The organism is Burkholderia sp. IMCC1007 (assembly GCF_027257875.1).
GTDB lineage: Bacteria > Pseudomonadota > Gammaproteobacteria > Burkholderiales > Burkholderiaceae > Burkholderia.
Genome location: NZ_JAPVQY010000013.1, coordinates 105,216 through 120,721 on the forward strand (window position 1 = coordinate 105,216; position 15,506 = coordinate 120,721).

Annotated in this window: 17 protein-coding genes; 3 read left to right on the top strand and 14 right to left on the bottom strand. The window is 66.9% G+C overall.

From position 1 onward, the window contains the following. Nucleotides 1-15 precede the first annotated feature (15 nt). On the top strand, nucleotides 16-1,209 hold the full coding sequence (locus O1Q03_RS14860) for a urate hydroxylase PuuD (RefSeq protein WP_269504364.1): 1,194 nt from the start codon (nucleotides 16-18) through the stop codon (nucleotides 1,207-1,209). A 94-nt stretch (nucleotides 1,210-1,303) separates the two neighbouring features. Here the strand turns inward: O1Q03_RS14860 and O1Q03_RS14865 are convergent, their stop codons facing one another. The 14 genes from O1Q03_RS14865 to O1Q03_RS14930 all read right to left on the bottom strand — a co-directional run bounded on the left by O1Q03_RS14865 (nucleotide 1,304) and on the right by O1Q03_RS14930 (nucleotide 12,642). Next, nucleotides 1,304-1,714 carry an ACT domain-containing protein gene (locus tag O1Q03_RS14865; protein WP_269504365.1) on the bottom strand — a complete coding sequence of 137 codons (411 nt, stop codon included), beginning with the start codon at nucleotides 1,712-1,714 and terminating at the stop codon, nucleotides 1,304-1,306. Nucleotides 1,715-1,774: 60 nt separating this feature from the next. Next, the gene (locus tag O1Q03_RS14870) at nucleotides 1,775-1,900 is read right to left on the bottom strand and encodes a hypothetical protein (protein ID WP_269504366.1); all 126 of its coding nucleotides are present in this window, start codon (nucleotides 1,898-1,900) and stop codon (nucleotides 1,775-1,777) included. Nucleotides 1,901-1,927: 27 nt separating this feature from the next. Further along, nucleotides 1,928-2,320: a Rid family hydrolase gene (locus O1Q03_RS14875; protein ID WP_269504367.1), complete on the bottom strand. Its 393-nt coding sequence runs from the start codon at nucleotides 2,318-2,320 to the stop codon at nucleotides 1,928-1,930. An 86-nt stretch (nucleotides 2,321-2,406) separates the two neighbouring features. Further along, a complete protein-coding gene (locus O1Q03_RS14880) occupies nucleotides 2,407-2,919 on the bottom strand; it encodes an ureidoglycolate lyase (protein ID WP_269504368.1) in 513 nt (170 codons plus the stop codon). Beyond that, nucleotides 2,916-3,929 (bottom strand): allantoicase, encoded by a 1,014-nt coding sequence (alc, locus tag O1Q03_RS14885; RefSeq protein WP_269504369.1) that lies wholly within the window; start codon nucleotides 3,927-3,929, stop codon nucleotides 2,916-2,918. The genes O1Q03_RS14880 and alc overlap by 4 nt, the downstream gene beginning before the upstream one ends. 62 nt (nucleotides 3,930-3,991) lie before the next feature. Next, nucleotides 3,992-4,513: a 2-oxo-4-hydroxy-4-carboxy-5-ureidoimidazoline decarboxylase gene (gene uraD, locus O1Q03_RS14890; protein ID WP_269504370.1), complete on the bottom strand. Its 522-nt coding sequence runs from the start codon at nucleotides 4,511-4,513 to the stop codon at nucleotides 3,992-3,994. Next, nucleotides 4,510-5,463, bottom strand: a complete 954-nt coding sequence (gene puuE / locus O1Q03_RS14895; RefSeq protein WP_269504372.1) for an allantoinase PuuE — start codon at nucleotides 5,461-5,463, stop codon at nucleotides 4,510-4,512. Before puuE ends, uraD begins: the two co-directional genes overlap by 4 nt. A gap of 148 nt (nucleotides 5,464-5,611) precedes the next feature. Further along, nucleotides 5,612-6,460 carry an aspartate/glutamate racemase family protein gene (locus tag O1Q03_RS14900; protein ID WP_269504374.1) on the bottom strand — a complete coding sequence of 283 codons (849 nt, stop codon included), beginning with the start codon at nucleotides 6,458-6,460 and terminating at the stop codon, nucleotides 5,612-5,614. Nucleotides 6,461-6,470: 10 nt separating this feature from the next. Then, a complete protein-coding gene (locus O1Q03_RS14905) occupies nucleotides 6,471-7,955 on the bottom strand; it encodes an NCS1 family nucleobase:cation symporter-1 (RefSeq protein ID WP_269504377.1) in 1,485 nt (494 codons plus the stop codon). A 149-nt stretch (nucleotides 7,956-8,104) separates the two neighbouring features. Next, nucleotides 8,105-8,809, bottom strand: a complete 705-nt coding sequence (locus tag O1Q03_RS14910; protein ID WP_269504378.1) for a GntR family transcriptional regulator — start codon at nucleotides 8,807-8,809, stop codon at nucleotides 8,105-8,107. Nucleotides 8,810-9,130: 321 nt separating this feature from the next. After that, on the bottom strand, nucleotides 9,131-10,069 hold the full coding sequence (ldcA, locus tag O1Q03_RS14915; RefSeq protein WP_269504379.1) for a muramoyltetrapeptide carboxypeptidase: 939 nt from the start codon (nucleotides 10,067-10,069) through the stop codon (nucleotides 9,131-9,133). 113 nt (nucleotides 10,070-10,182) lie between these two features. After that, nucleotides 10,183-10,758 carry a tRNA adenosine(34) deaminase TadA gene (gene tadA, locus O1Q03_RS14920; RefSeq protein ID WP_269504380.1) on the bottom strand — a complete coding sequence of 192 codons (576 nt, stop codon included), beginning with the start codon at nucleotides 10,756-10,758 and terminating at the stop codon, nucleotides 10,183-10,185. Continuing rightward, nucleotides 10,755-11,156, bottom strand: coding sequence for a DnaJ family domain-containing protein (locus O1Q03_RS14925; RefSeq protein WP_269504381.1), 402 nt, complete (start codon nucleotides 11,154-11,156; stop codon nucleotides 10,755-10,757). Before O1Q03_RS14925 ends, tadA begins: the two co-directional genes overlap by 4 nt. A gap of 274 nt (nucleotides 11,157-11,430) precedes the next feature. Then, nucleotides 11,431-12,642: an MFS transporter gene (locus O1Q03_RS14930; protein WP_269504382.1), complete on the bottom strand. Its 1,212-nt coding sequence runs from the start codon at nucleotides 12,640-12,642 to the stop codon at nucleotides 11,431-11,433. A gap of 343 nt (nucleotides 12,643-12,985) precedes the next feature. Here O1Q03_RS14930 and O1Q03_RS14935 point away from each other — a divergent pair, with 343 nt between their 5' ends. Then, nucleotides 12,986-13,756, top strand: coding sequence for a GntR family transcriptional regulator (locus tag O1Q03_RS14935; RefSeq protein ID WP_269504383.1), 771 nt, complete (start codon nucleotides 12,986-12,988; stop codon nucleotides 13,754-13,756). Next, nucleotides 13,753-15,492, top strand: a complete 1,740-nt coding sequence (locus O1Q03_RS14940; protein WP_269504385.1) for a fumarate reductase/succinate dehydrogenase flavoprotein subunit — start codon at nucleotides 13,753-13,755, stop codon at nucleotides 15,490-15,492. Before O1Q03_RS14935 ends, O1Q03_RS14940 begins: the two co-directional genes overlap by 4 nt. The last annotated feature ends 14 nt before the right edge of the window (nucleotides 15,493-15,506 follow it).

Consider the following 15,506-nt stretch of genomic DNA (forward strand, 5'->3'; position numbering starts at 1 on the left):
GTCTGGAGGAGTTTCATGGAAGGCTTCATCACCGACTGGCTGAACCTCGCGCTGCGATGGCTGCACGTCATCGTCGCCATTGCGTGGATCGGCGAGTCCTTCTATTTCGTCGCGCTCGACAACAGCCTGAAACCGCCTACCGACCCGAACCAGCGCAAGCGCGGTGTGTTCGGCGAACTGTGGCACGTCCACGGCGGCGGTTTCTACAACATGCAGAAGTACACGGTGGCTCCGCCGGAAATGCCGGATGACCTGCACTGGTCGAAGTGGCCGTCGTATACGACCTGGCTGTCGGGCTTCTCGCTGTTCTTCGTGCTGTACCTGCTCGCGCCGAACACCTACCTGATCGACAAGAGCGTGCTCGACATGGGCCCGGTGGTCGCCGTCGCATCCGCACTCGGTTTCCTCGCGGCCGGCTGGATCGTCTACGACTCGCTGTGCCGCATCCTCGGCACCAACGATCGCGTGCTCGGCATCTGCGTCGGCCTCTACGTCGTCGTCGCTGCCTACCTTGCGTGCCACATCTTCTCGGGTCGTGCGGCTTACCTGATCGTCGGTGCGATGCTCGCGACGATCATGTCGGCCAACGTGTTCTTCGTGATCATCCCCGGCCAGCGCAAGATGGTCGACAAGATGCTCAAGGGCGAAGAGCCGAACCCGATCTACGGCAAGCGCGGCAAGCAACGCTCGGTGCACAACACGTACTTCACGCTGCCCGTCGTGTTCGCGATGCTGTCGAACCACTACGCGATGACGTACACGAACAAGTTCAACTGGGTCGTGCTCGTGCTGATCATGCTGGCCGGCGCGCTGATCCGCCAGTTCTTCGTGATGCGTCACCGCGGCAAGCAGCTGTGGTACCTGCCGATCGGCGGCGTCGCGCTGCTGTCGGGCGCGCTGGTGTGGACGATGCCGAAGCCGGTCGCGCCGGAAGCGCAAGCCGCCAACGCGCCGAAGATCGTGATCGCCGACATCATGCCGGTCCTGCAGCAGCGGTGCGTCGAGTGCCACTCGGCGAAGCCGACGCTGATGGGCAGCGCGCCTGCCGGCGTGATGTTCGATACGCCGGACGAAGTGTCGAAGAACGCGCAGCGCATCTATGAACAGGCCGTGCGCCTGAAGGCGATGCCGATCGGCAACGTCACGCACATGACCGACGACGAGCGCGTGAAGCTCGCCGCATGGTTCGAGGGCGGCGCGAACAAGTAAGTCGCCGTGCGCCGGATGTTTGCCGGCGCCATTCTCTCCGTTCGCGGGCCCGGAAACGGGCCCGTTTTTTTGCGTGTCGCGAACGCGGCACCTGCTAACTGCGCAACGCGTCGCGCTGCAGCGCGACGAGCGCATCGCGCGCGCGCGGACCGTCGTCGATCGGCACGAAGATGTGATCATGGTACGCGGCGGCCATCACGTTGCAGCTGATCCCGGCCGCGCCGAGCGCCCGCGCGAATGCGGCCGTGAGGCCGACGGCCGCGAGATCGGAATGCACGGTCAACGTGATCCATGCGGCGCGGAACAGCACCGGCCAGCCGCGGCGCGCCGCCGTTTCCTCGTCGATCACGACCGTCAGCCCTTCCGCTTCGCGGAACGTCGCAATCACTTCGGATAACGATACGTCGGCGTCGCGCGGCAGCGCGATGAACGCGAACGCGCCCGGATGCAGCTCGGGCCGCATCGTGCGCAGCAGGGCCGCGAGGTCGTTTTCAGGCTTGCTCATCGGAGGATCACGCCCGGAACCGGACGTCGTGTGGTGGCGATGCGGGCACGATAGCACGCGCTACACGCGCACCATCGCGACTTCGTCCGCGAGCCAGTCGCGCAACGCGACGATGCGCGGATCGTCCTGCAGGTGCGCCGGATACACGACGTGATACGCGAGCGCGGGCGCCACATCGACGCTCATGTCGAACAGCCGCACGAAGCGCCCGGCTCACGCGCCGACCATCTCCGGCAGCCGCGCAATCACCTTGATCTCGAACTGAAACCCGTACAGCCACGTCATGCCGACGGCGGTCAGCGCCGGATGCGGTGCGTCGCCCCAGTATTCGGGGACGATCTCCCAGACCCGCTCGAACGTCGCTTCGGGATCGACGAGGAACACCGTCACGTCGACGACGTCGTCGAACGTGCAGCCGGCCGCGCGCAGCACCGCATTCAGGTTGTCGAACGCGCGGCGGACCTGCGCGCCCAGTTCCGGCTCGGGCGAGCCGTCCTCGCGGCTGCCGACGTTCGTCGATTGGGTCGCCGAGCTGATGGCGCAGCATGCGCCGGTTGCAAATCGGCGGCGCGGCGGCAATGGTTCGCGCGATACGCGCAAGGCCACGTCAACCTGACGGGCGAGAAAACGACCGCACATAAAAAAACCCGCGCAAGCCGCGCGGGTTTCGACAAACCGACGATCAACCTGACTCAGGCCGTCACCGCATCCAGTGCATCCTCAGTGAGCCACAGCGACTCCTGCAGATCCTGCTCGTTCAGGTTCAGCCCGTCGCCGCCGCGATCGACGACGATGAAGTCGCTGACGCCGCCCAGCGCGATCAGCGGGTGATGCCACACGCCCTTCGCGTAGTTCACGCCCTGCCACCCGCTCGTCACGAACGCGCGGATCTTCGACGGATCGAGATCGCCCGCCGGCGCGACGACGACGAGATACGGCTGGTCGTTCAGCGGAACGAACGCCTGGCTGCCCAGCGGATGACGCTCGAGCATCTTCACCTCGAACGGCAGCGTGCGCGGCTGGCCGCGGAACAGGTTCACGAGCGTGCGGCCGTTTTCGTCGGTCACGTCGACTTTCGCGAGATCATGAAAACGGATCGTCGTGCCGAGGTTGATCGGAATCTGCTTCGCGCCTTCCGTTTCGATCACGTCGCCGAACGGCGCGAACGCTTCCTTGGTCAGCGCTTCGATTGCAAGCGTCTTCATTTGTCGAGCGTCCCCCACAGACGCAGGCGCGACACGCCGCCGTCCGGAATGATGTTCAGGCGCACGTGGGTCACGGGGCCCAGCGACGCGATTTCCTGTTCGAAGTAGTGCTGCTTGTCCATCTGCAGCTTCTGCTCACCGAGCAGCACCGGCCAGAACATCGACTGCGTGATCAGCGAGCTGTCGGTGCCGCCCGACACATACGCGGCCTGGATCGAGCAGCGGTCCGGGTAGTTGCCCTTGAAGAACGCCGTATCGACTTCGATCTTGCGGATCACGCCCGGCTGCGCGAGCGCGATGATCGCCCAGTCGTTGCCCGGTTCACGGCGGCGGCGGGTTTCCCAGCCATCGCCCATGTTCACGCCGCGGCCCGGCAGCAGCAGGTTCGACGCGACGCCGAAGTGCTGGTTGTTCGCGGCCACCACGTAGCCGCCGTTTTCCATCGCCGCGAGATCGAACTGTTCGGTCGCGCTCGCGCCGGCCCAGTCGAGCTGCGGCTGGCCGTACACGCGCAGGCGCGCGATGCCGCCGTCCGGATAGATGTTCACGCGCAGGTGCGTGAACGCACGCACATCGCTTGCCGTAACGTAGTGATGGCTGTTGCCCTGCAGCGTCGTCGACGGCACGATCTCGACCCATTCGGTCGCATGCGTCGGCGCACCGTCGGCCACGTACGCGGCCTCGATCGACGCGGCCGGCGGGAAGTTGCCGGTGAAGTGGCTCGTGTCGATGTCGAAGCCCTTGATCGCGCCCGGGCGCGCGAGCTTGACGATGCACCAGTCGTAGCCCGTCGTGCGCTTGCGGCGCGTTTCCCAGCCGTCCATCCACTTGCCGTGGTCGTCGTACTTGCCGGGAATGAACACCGCAGGCTCCGGGTTCAGCATCCGGTCCTTCGGCGCGAAGAAGTCGTCGCTGGCCTCGAGTGCCTGCGCACCGAGACGCGGGTCGGCGAGGTTCACGTAGCGCCGCGTGAAATCGGGTGCGTTCGGATCGAGAAGCGGAACAGCCATGATGTTTCCTTGTTTCAGTGAGACGATCGGGCCGCTGCCACGCAGCAGGCCGTATTGCGGTGTCAGGCGTCGATCAGATCGTCGAGGCGGAAGCGCGCGATCCGGTAGATCTGGTCGAGGCTCGCGCGCAGTTCTTCGGCGCGCGAATGATTCACGCGCGCCTCGAAGTTCGCGATGATGCCGTGCCGGTCATAGCCGCGCACCGCGAGGATGAACGGGAAGCCGAACTTCTCGCGATACGTGCGGTTCAGCGTCAGCAGCTTGTCGAACTCTTCCTGCGTGCACTGGTCGAGGCCCGCGCCGCTCTGCTCGCGCGTCGACTCGGCCGTCAGCTCGCCGCGCACGGCGGCCTTGCCGGCCAGCTCCGGGTGAGCGTTGATCAGCGCGAGCTGGCGCGCTTCGCCGCTCGTCTCCACCGCACCCGACATCGTCTCGTGCAGCGCATCGATGCTCGCGAACGGCCGTTTGCCCGCGGCGACCTCGGCCACCCACGGCGAATGTTCGAAAATCCCCGACAGCGCCGCGACGAATGCGCTCGGCGCCATCGTGTTCAGTTGTTCCAACGTGTAGCGCATCGCCTTCATGCTTTCCCTTCGTTTCGATGATTGGGCTGATACGGATGATGTTCACGCCAGTGACGCGCGATATCGACACGGCGCGTCACCCATACGCGATCGTGCTTTTCGATGTGATCGAGGAAACGCTGCAGCCCGCGGAACCGGCCCGGCCGGCCCAGCAGTCGGCAGTGCATGCCGATCGACAGCATCTTCGGCGCTTCGTCGCCCTCTGCGTACAGCACGTCGAACGCGTCGCGCAGGTAGTCGAAGAAGTGGTCGCCGGTGTTGAAGCCCTGCGGCGTCGCGAAGCGCATGTCGTTCGTGTCGAGCGTGTACGGCACGATCAGCTGCGGCGACGTGCTGCCGCCCGACACTTCGACGTTCATCCAGAACGGCAGGTCGTCGCCGTAGTTGTCGGAGTCGTACAGGAAGCCGCCGTATTCCGCGACGAGACGGTGCGTGTTGGGGCTGTCGCGGCCGGTGTACCAGCCGAGCGGCCGCTCGCCCGTCACGCGCTCGATCGCTTCCATCCCGAGCCGCATGTGCTCGGCTTCGAGCTCGGGCGTCATGCTCTGATAATGGATCCAGCGCCAGCCGTGACATGCGATTTCATGGCCGAGTTCGACGAATGCGCGTGCGAGTTCCGGATGGCGCTCGATCGCCATGCCGACGCCGAACACCGTCAGCGGCAGCCCGCGCTTCTCGAACTCGCGCAGGATGCGCCACACGCCCGCCCGCGAACCGTACTCGTAGATCGACTCCATGCTCATGTGGCGGTCCGGATACGCGGCCGCGCCGACGATTTCGGACAGGAACTGCTCGGAGCCCGGATCGCCGTGCAGCACGCAGTTCTCGCCGCCCTCCTCGTAGTTCAGCACGAATTGCACGGCGACGCGGGCGCGCCCCGGCCAGTTCGCCTGCACGGGATGGCGGCCGTAGCCGATCAGGTCGCGAGGATAGTTGGGATCGAGTGACATGGTTCGAAGTGCGGCGAAAGCTTGCTGAAATAATGGGTTCGCATCGACCCGCGGGTGCCGGAGCGCCGCCGTGCGGGGCCGATGCGATGACGGCCCAGTGTAGCGAAAAGGTGCATACGCGCCCATACAGCGGCGCAGATAGTGCATGTCAGACGGCGTGTATGTGCGATTGCGGCAAATCCGGGACCGGTTCCGCCGCGGCGCTGCCGCTGCGCGCCGTGACGGGCGCCGTGACGGGCGCCGGTGCGGCCGCCGACGCGCCGTCCGGCGGGCTGAAGCGCGCGAATTCGCCGTCGTAGCGCTTCGGCAGCGGCCGCGCATAGTCGCCGCGCTTCGCGGTCGCGAGGCGCAGCGCGACGAGCGCCTCGGCCCACTTCACGGCCGCGGTGACGCCCTCGACCACCGGCGCGCCGATCTGCTGCTCGATCTCGTGCGCGAATTCGGCCATGCCCGCGCAGCCGAGCACGATCGCGTCGGCGCCGTCCTCGTCGAGCGCGCGCCGGCATTCGTCGACGATGATCCGTCGTGCCGCCGAGCCGGGCCGGTCGAGTTCGAGCACCGCGACGTCGGTCGCGCGCACGTTGCGGCAGAAGCGCTTCATCCCGTAGCGCTCGGCGAGATGCCACGCCATCCCGCACGTGCGTGCGAGCGTCGTGACGACCGAGAAGCCCGGCGCGAGCACGCTGGCCGCGTGCATCGCCGCCTCGGCGATCCCGATCACCGGCCCGCGCGCGACCTCGCGTGCCGCATAGAGCCCCGGGTCGCCGAAACACGCGATCACGTATGCATCGAAACCATCGCGCTCGCCGTGCACGATCTCGGCCAGGAGGCCGGGCGTCGCGAGCGCCTCGTCGTAATACCCTTCGATCGACGGCGGCCCCATCGGCGGGCTCACGGCGACGACCTCCGTGCCCGCGGCCGCGACTTCGCGCGCGCAGCGCCCCATCGCGTCGGTCATCCGCTGCGTCGTGTTCGGATTGATCAGCTTGATCTTCATCGCGCGCTCCTCAGGCCTTCGTGCTCGCGAGCAGCCGGTAGAACACGAAGCCGAGCCCCGCGCCGATGAACCACGAGAAGTTCGCGGCGGCCTGCCAGCCCGGCACCATCACGCAGACGACCGCGATCACCGCGGCCGGCAGCAGCGCGGCAAGCGCGCGGCGGTTCACGCCGCCCGTGTACCAGTACGTGCCGCGCTCGGACATCGTGTAGAGATCGTCGCGCACGAGCCGGCCGCGCTTCACGAGGTAAAAGTCGGCGATCAGCACGCCGTACAGCGGACCGATGAAGGCGCCGAGCACGTCGAGCGTGTAGTGGATCACGGCCGGGTTGTTGAACAGGTTCCACGGCGTGATGAAGATCGACGCGACGGCCGCGAGCATCCCGCCCGCGCGCCAGCTGATCAGCCGCGGCGCGACGTTCGAGAAGTCGAACGCCGGCGACACGAAGTTCGCGACGATGTTGATGCCGATGGTTGCGATCGTGAAGGTCAGCGCGCCGAGGATCACGGCGGTCGGATGGTCGATGCGGCCGACCGTCTCGACCGGGTCGGTGATGAGCTGGCCGAACACCGGCAGCGTCGCGGCCGTCGTGATCACCGTGACGAGCGAGAACGCGAGGAAGTTGACGGGCAGCCCCCAGAAGTTGCCGCGCTTCACTTCGCCGAACGAGCGGCAGTAGCGCGAGAAGTCGCCGAAATTGAGCATCGGGCCGGAGAAGTACGACACGACGAGCGACACGGCCGTGATCATCACCGGTATCACTTCCGCGCCGTGATACTTGACGCCGCCGAGGTTGAGGCCGATGTTGCGCCAGCCCGCGCGCCACACCATGTAGCCGGCCAGGATGAACATCACGACGTAGACGGCCGGGCCCGCGAAGTCGATGAACTTCTTGATCGTCTCCATCCCGTTCCAGAACACGAACGCCTGCAGCACCCACAGCACCATGAAGCCGGCCCAGCCGACCGCCGACAGCCCGAGGAAGCCGTAGCGATGGACGTCGGCATACGGCAGCCATTGCGGAAAGAATTTCAGCACGACGATCACGAGCGCGCTGGACGCGAGATAGGTCTGGATGCCGTACCACGCGATCGCGATCAGCCCGCGAATCACGGCCGGCACGTTCGCGCCGAGCACGCCGAAGGTCGCGCGGCACGCAACCGGATACGGCACGCCGATCTGCTGGCTCGGGCGCGCGATCAGGTTGCACAGCCGGTTCACGATCGTGATGCCGACGATCAGCGCGATCAGCACCTGCCAGCTCGTCAGCCCGAGCGCGAACAGGCTGCCCGCGAACACGTAGCCGCCGACGCTGTGCACGTCCGACATCCAGAACGCGAAGATGTTGTACGAACCCCATGTCTGATTCTTAAGGGGTGCCAAATCTTCGTTGTACAAACGTCGACTGTAACCGTCCGGCAATGCGGGATCGCCGCCCTCGCCGCCTTCCTCCGCCGGATATGCGCTGTCGTGCGCGACACTGAACTGAGCCATGACTTCTCCTTGACGCGGCCGGACCGCCGCTCCACCGTCATCGATATCGCTCCGGATCGTCGTCCGGAGTCGGACTGGCAGCCGACGGCACATACCGCCGGCCTGCATTGCTCTCGTCCCGTGGCGCGCGGCCGCGTTCGCGTCGCCGCTCAGGCGCCGCCGAACACTTCGCGCAAATCGACCTGCCCCTGCGCGGGCCGGTCCAGCATCTTCAGTTCGACGTGCTGCAGGTGGTGCGCCATCAGCGTCACCGCCCGCTTCGAATCCCCCGCCTCCAGTGCGGTCAGGATCTCGTCGTGGTCGTCGCACGAGCACGGGCTGCGCCCGTGCGATTCGTACAGCGCCGACATCAGCGTCGAGCGTGCGACGAGCCCGTCGAGGCACTCGCAGAGCGTCGCATTGCCCGTCAGCGCCGCGAGCGCCGTGTGGAATTCGCCCGACAGGCGGATCCACGCCGCGAAGTCGTGCCGCTCGAACGCACGGCGTTCCTTGTCGATCAGCGCGGCGACGCCCTTCAGCCGCTTCGCGCCCGGGCCCGTCGCGAGCCGCTCGACCACGGCCAGCTCGATGATCCGGCGCATTTCGAACACCTCGTGCACGTCCTGCAGCGTCGGGCTCGCGACGAACGCACCGCGGTTCGGCTCGAGCTCGACCAGCTTGTCGGTCGCGAGCTGCGCGAGCGCCTGCCGGATCGTCCCGCGCTTCACGCCGAACACCTCGCAAAGCTGCGCTTCCGTCAGCTTCGCGCCCGGCGCGAGCCGATGCTCGAGGATCGCGGTACGAATCCGCTCGGCGATCGCTTCGGGACCGGCTGCGCCGGACGGGTGGGAATCGGGCTCGTTCATGGTCTGCATCGCGTGATGGTCCTCATCCTAGGACGGACATAAAGATTGTCAACAATTCTTTTCTCGAAATGCGCACAATCGGCGTGCGTCGCGATGTGCTGAACTGGTGCGCGCCGCCCGAAATCCATGCAAGACGAGCCTCTCCGGCTTGTCCATGGCGGCTGGTGGCGTACACCCTCGCGACCATTTTGTTGACAAAAATGGTGCGTGACGCGATCGGAATTCAGTCGATGACGACAAAAAATGTAGACCGTTAGTTGCGCATTTACTTAAACAAAAAGGCGGGAAACCCCGCCTTTCGATCGTACCCGACCGTCGCACCCGAACGGCTCAGCCGAGATGCGGATAGTCCGACAGCGTCAGCCGGAAGCCGTGCGCATTCGCGACGAGCTGCGCGTTCGCGCCGAACGGCAACGTCAGCAGGTCGGGCACGTGACCGAACTGCAAGCCCGTGACGACCGGAATGCCGATCACCGAGCGCACCTGGTCGATCATCGCCTGCATGTCGTAGCCGTTGTCGTATTCGAACGGCCGCGCGCCGGTGAACTGGCCGAGCACGAGCGCCTGCTGGCGCGCGAGCAGCCCCGACAGGTGCAGTTGATAGATCATCCGCTCGATCCGGAACGGCTGTTCGTTGACGTCCTCGATGAACAGGATGCCACCTTCGATATCGGGCATGTACGGCGTGCCGACGAGCGACGTGAGGATCGCGAGGTTGCCGCCCCACAGCGTGCCCGTCACGTTCACGGCCTGCACTTGCGGCGCTTCGGCGACGATCGTCGTGGTCGGCTGCGACAGCGTCTGCCAGAAGTGCTGCATCGTGAAGTCGCTCGGCGTTTCGGCGCCGAAGTCGGCCGACAGCATCGGGCCGCCGAAGGTCTTGATGCGCGCCTTCGCGTACAGCGCGAGCTGGATCGCGGTGAAGTCGCTATGGCCGACGAGCGCGATCGGCTGATCGCGCAGGCGGCGCTCGAGCCCGAGATAGTCGAGCCCGTGCAGGATGCGCGCCGCGCCGTAGCCGCCGCGCACCGCGAGCGCGATGTCCGGCAGCGGCCGCTCGGGATCCGCCAGGCGGTTCAGGTCGCCCGCCCGCTCGCCGTCGGTGCCGCCGAAACGCTGAAAGCGGCGCTGCGTCGCCTCGATGTTGTCGATGCGCTGCTGCGCACCGCTCAGGCGTTCGAGCGCGCGATTGATCGCATCGGGGTCGTGCGGATAACCGGACGGCGCCAGCAGGCGGATGGTGTAGGACGCGGCGGGCTGGAAGGACATGGCGAAAGGTATCGGGTCGTCAAACCTGCTTAGAGGGTCTGAAGCAGCTGCGGTTCACAGGCCGGGATCGCAGCGCCGCTCACGGAGCCGGCCGCTGCGCGGGACGGTGCCGCTTATGACGCGCCGGACGCCGCGTCGCGGGCCAGCCGCGCTTCGCGCAGCGCGCGGCGGCGCTCGGCGAAGAACGACTTCAGCGCGGCGCCGCACTCGTCGGCGAGCACGCCGCCGGTGACGGCGGTATGGTGGTTGAGCTGCGGGTTCGCGAACGCGTCGATCACGCTGCCGCACGCACCCGTCTTCGGATCGGCGGCGCCGTACACCACGCGCGCGATGCGCGCATGCATGATCGCGCCCGCGCACATCAGGCACGGCTCGAGCGTCACGTACAGCTCGCAGCCCGGCATCCGGTAGTTCTGCAGATGCTGCGCGGCCATCCGCAACGCGGCCATTTCCGCATGGGCCGACGGGTCGTGCCCGCCGATCGGGTGGTTGAAGCCGCGCGCGATCACTTCGTCCCCGCGCACGAGCACCGCGCCGACCGGCACTTCGCCTGCCGCGCGCGCCTCTTCGGCGGCAGCCTGCGCGAGACGCATGAAATGCAGGTCACGCGCCGACACGGGCGTGGCTTCGGGAACAGGAGAAGGGGCGACGGATTCGGTTGCTGCGGGGTGCAGCGCGTCGGCGCTCACATCGGCCCCGCTTCGGCGGACGCTTCGTCGAGCCCACGCTCGCACAGGCGTTCCGCGATGCGCCGGCAATAGTCGCGCGGCATCACCATCGGGCCGCCGCGCAGCGATTCGAGCGCCATGTCGAGCGCGAGGATCTTCGCGTGCAGCCGGCAACGCGCGGCCCGGTCGCTGACCGCACGCAGTTCGTCCTGCAGATTGCGCAGCGCGCGCAGTTGCTCGACGGCCGGCGGCACGAACCCCGCATTCTTCAGGATACGGTTGGCCACCCGCACCTCCTCGGGTACGAGCAGGTCGTCATCCAGCGCCTGCGGCGCGCCGGCACCCGGCAAGTCGTCGAACTCGCCCCGCGCGGCGGCGGCGGCGATACGTTGTTCGACCAGTGCGTCAAGCAATCTCATCAGTCAATCGGAACAATGCGGCAGCCGAATTCTAGCAGGGTGACGCACGGATGACAGGCTCTTCGAGGGGTTGCTCGATAGTGTGTTTTTAGGGGCGGAATCGCCGCGCATGCGCGCCGATCGGCCCGATTTGCCGCTCTGCTGCGCCGCAGCGGGCTCCGCGCCGGTTTGACGCTGTTTTGCGCAAGCGCCATCCGCCGTCGTTTTTTTATTTTGGATCCCGGCCGATCGACGTTCGTTTCGTTGTGGGAACCGTCGTTCCGTTGCTGCCCGGTCACGCGGCAATCGTTTGCGACCGCTCCTTCGGGAACGGCCTGAACATCATCGCGACCGCGAATGCGGCGATGCCGATCACGAACGATCCGATGTACAGCCAGCCGTAGCCGCCGAGCGCATCGACGATCAGGCCACCGGCGACGGGCCCGGCCGCCATCCCGAGGCTGCCGGCCATCGCGCTGCCGCCGATCACGGTGCCCATCATCCGCAGCGGGAAATTCTCGCGCGCGAGCACCGCATACAGCGGCATCACGCCCGCATAGATGAAGCCGAACAGCATCGCGACCGCGTAGAAGCCGTCGAGCGTGCGCACGAAGTAGTAACCGAGCGCGCCGAGCGCCTGCGCGAGCAGCCCGGCCACCAGCATCCGCTTCGCGCCGAAACGGTCGCCGAGCAGCCCGAACGCGATCCGCCCGCCCATCCCCGCGAGCCCTTCGACGCTGTAGATCGACACCGCGGCGATCAGCGGGATCCCGCAGGTCACCGCATAGCTGACCGTATGGAAGATCGGCCCGGAGTGCGTCGCGCAGCAGAAGAAGTTGGTCAGCAGCAGCACGATGAACTGCGGCGAGCGCAGCGCGTCGCCGACCGACAGCGGCGCGGGCGCGCCGGCCGTCACCGGTTCGGCCTGCGGGCGGTCGAGTGCAGGCGGGCGCCGTACGAGCAGCGACGCCGGAATCATCACGGCGGCCGCCAGCGCGGCGATCATCAGCATCGACGCGCGCCAGTCGTGGCGTGACACGAGCCACGCGGCGAGCGGCGACATCGTCATCGGCGCCATTCCCATGCCGGCCGACACCAGCGACACCGCGAGGCTACGGTGCGTGTCGAACCAGCCCGTCACGCACGCCATCATCGGCGCGAGCACCGCGGCGGCGGCGCTGCCGACCCCCAGCCCGAAAATCAGCTGGTACGCGAGCAACGACGGCGCGCGGCTCGCGAGCGCGAGACTGGCCGCCAGCAGCACCGCGCCCGTCACGACCACCGCACGCGTGCCGATCCGGTCCGACAGGCTGCCCCACGCGATGCTCGCGAACGCCATCGCGATGAAGCCGAGCGTCATCGCGGCCGAAATGCCGGTCATCGACCACCCGGTGTCACGCGCGATGGCCCGCAGGAACACCGGCAGCGAAAACATCGCGCCAATCGCGACGCAGCTCAGCAGGCCGCCCGCGGCGACGATCACCCAACGGTATCGGGAATCCGGCATCGGTTAGCTCCTTCTCGGTCTCGCACGCATCGACGGGGAACCGGGCAGCGTGCGCGCCAGCGCGCGGCGACGCAACGCGGCCGACATCGATACGACGAACGACGCACCGCGAAATCGACACGCGCGGCACGCGAAGCGCGAATCTCCGATTGTCGGCGCATTTGCGCGCATGGCAAGGGGCACGGGGGCCGAACGAAGCGCCGCCGGGCACCGGTTCCTCGATTCGGTCCACGGCGCCCCACCGTGCTTTTCCGGAATCGGAAAGTCGAAATCAGAAATAGTTGGTTGGGGCGCGCGGGCCCGCTCACTACACTCGAGCGATCTTGTCATAACAAGTTGACCAATGACCCCACCCAACGTCGTGCCGCTGTCGGCGGCCCCGCTCTACGTGCAGATCAAGGACACGCTGCGCGCGCGCATTCTCGACGGCACCTATGCGCCGCACAGCCGGATGCCGTCCGAGCACGAGCTCTGCGCGATGTTCGACGTGAGCCGCATCACGGTGCGCCAGGCCCTCGGCGACCTGCAGAAGGAAGGCCTGCTGTTCAAGCTGCACGGCAAGGGCACGTTCGTGTCGAAGCCTAAGGCGTTCCAGAACGTGACGTCGCTGCAGGGCTTTGCCGAAGCGATGTCGTCGATGGGCTACGAGATCGTGAACCAGCTGCGCAGCTTTCGCACCGTCAAGGCCGACCGCCATCTCGCGGCGAAACTGAACGTGCCGGAAGGTGCGCCGCTCGTCGAGATCCAGCGCGTGCGGCTGCTGAACCGCGAGCCCGTGTCGCTCGAGCAGACCTGGGTGCCCGAAGCGCTCGGCAAGCGACTCGCGGGCGCCGATCTCGCGACCCGCGACATCTTCCTGATCCTGGAAAACGACTGCGGCATCCCGCTCGGCCATGCCGACGTGTCGATCGACGCGATCCTCGCCGACGACGAAATCGTCGACGCGTTGCGCGTCGAGGAAAGCAGCCCGGTGCTGCGCATCGAGCGGCTCACGCACGACGCGTCGGGTACGCCGATCGACTACGAACACCTCTACTTCCGCGGCGACGCCTTCCAGTACCGGTTGCGCATCGACCGGCAGAAGACTCGCCAACCTGCAAGGAACCCGCGATGAATACCCATGTACTCGAATACGACATCGTCGTGGTCGGCGGCGGCACGGCCGGCCCGATGGCCGCGATCAAGGCGAAGGAGCGCGACCCGTCGCTGCGCGTGCTGTTGCTCGAGAAGGCGAACGTGAAGCGCAGCGGCGCGATCTCGATGGGGATGGACGGCCTGAACAACGCGGTGATCCCCGGCCACGCGACGCCCGAGCAGTACACGCGCGAGATCATGATCGCCAACGACGGGATCGTCGACCAGGAGGCCGTGCATGCGTACGCGACGCACAGCTTCGCGACGATCGAACAGCTCGACCGCTGGGGCGTGAAGTTCGAAAAGGACGGGACCGGCGACTACGCGGTGAAGAAGGTCCATCACATGGGCTCGTACGTGCTGCCGATGCCGGAAGGACACGACATCAAGAAGGTGCTGTACCGGCAGTTGAAGCGCGCGCGCATCGCGATCACGAACCGGATCGTCGCGACACGCGTGCTGACCGACGCGCAAGGCCGCGCGAGCGGCGTGCTGGGCTTCGACTGCCGCACGGCGGATTTTCACGTGATCCGCGCGAAGGCCGTGATTCTGTGCTGCGGCGCGGCCGGCCGCCTCGGGCTGCCGGCGTCCGGCTACCTGATGGGCACGTACGAGAACCCGACCAACGCCGGCGACGGCTACGCGATGGCGTACCACGCGGGCGCCGCGCTCGCGAACCTCGAGTGCTTCCAGATCAATCCGCTGATCAAGGACTACAACGGCCCAGCATGCGCGTACGTGACGGGCCCGCTCGGCGGCTTCACCGCGAACGGCAAGGGCGAACGCTTCATCGAGTGCGACTACTGGAGCGGCCAGATGATGTGGGAGTTCTACCAGGAACTGCAAAGCGGCAACGGCCCGGTGTTCCTGAAGCTCGACCACCTCGCGGAAGAAACGATCCAGACCATCGAGCAGATCCTGCACACCAACGAGCGGCCGAGCCGCGGCCGCTTCCATGCGGGGCGCGGCACCGACTACCGGCAGCAGATGGTCGAGATGCACATCTCCGAGATCGGCTTCTGCAGTGGCCACAGCGCGTCGGGCGTGTACGTCAATGCACGCGCGGAGACGACCGTGCCCGGGCTCTACGCGGCCGGCGACATGGCAGCCGTGCCGCACAACTACATGCTCGGTGCGTTCACGTACGGCTGGTTCGCCGGGCAGAACGCCGCCGACTACGTGGCCGGCCGCGAACACGCACCGGTGGACGACGCGCAGGTCGCGGCCGAACGCACCCGCGTGCTCGCGCCGCTCACGCGCGAACGCGGCCTCGCGCCCGCGCAGGTCGAATACAAATTGCGCCGCATGGTGAACGATTACCTGCAGCCGCCGAAGGTGACGCGCAAGATGGAAATCGGCCTGCAACGTTTGGACGGAATGATTGAGGATCTCGAAGAACTGAAGGCGAACCATCCGCACGAACTGATGCGCGCCGCCGAAGTGCGCGCGATCCGCGACTGCGCCGAAATGGCTGCGCGCGCGTCGCTGTTCCGCACCGAGAGCCGCTGGGGGCTGTACCACCATCGCGTCGATTTCCCTCATCGCAACGACGCCGAATGGTTCTGCCACACGTGGCTGCGCAAGGGCGCCGACGGCGCGATGCGCAGCGAGAAGCGGCCGGTCGAACCGTACATCGTGCCGCTCGCCGACGACGAACGCAGCGCCTACGCGCACCTGCGCATCCGCGAACCGGCCGCACGCGCGGCCGCCATCTGACTCCGAGGAGCCTT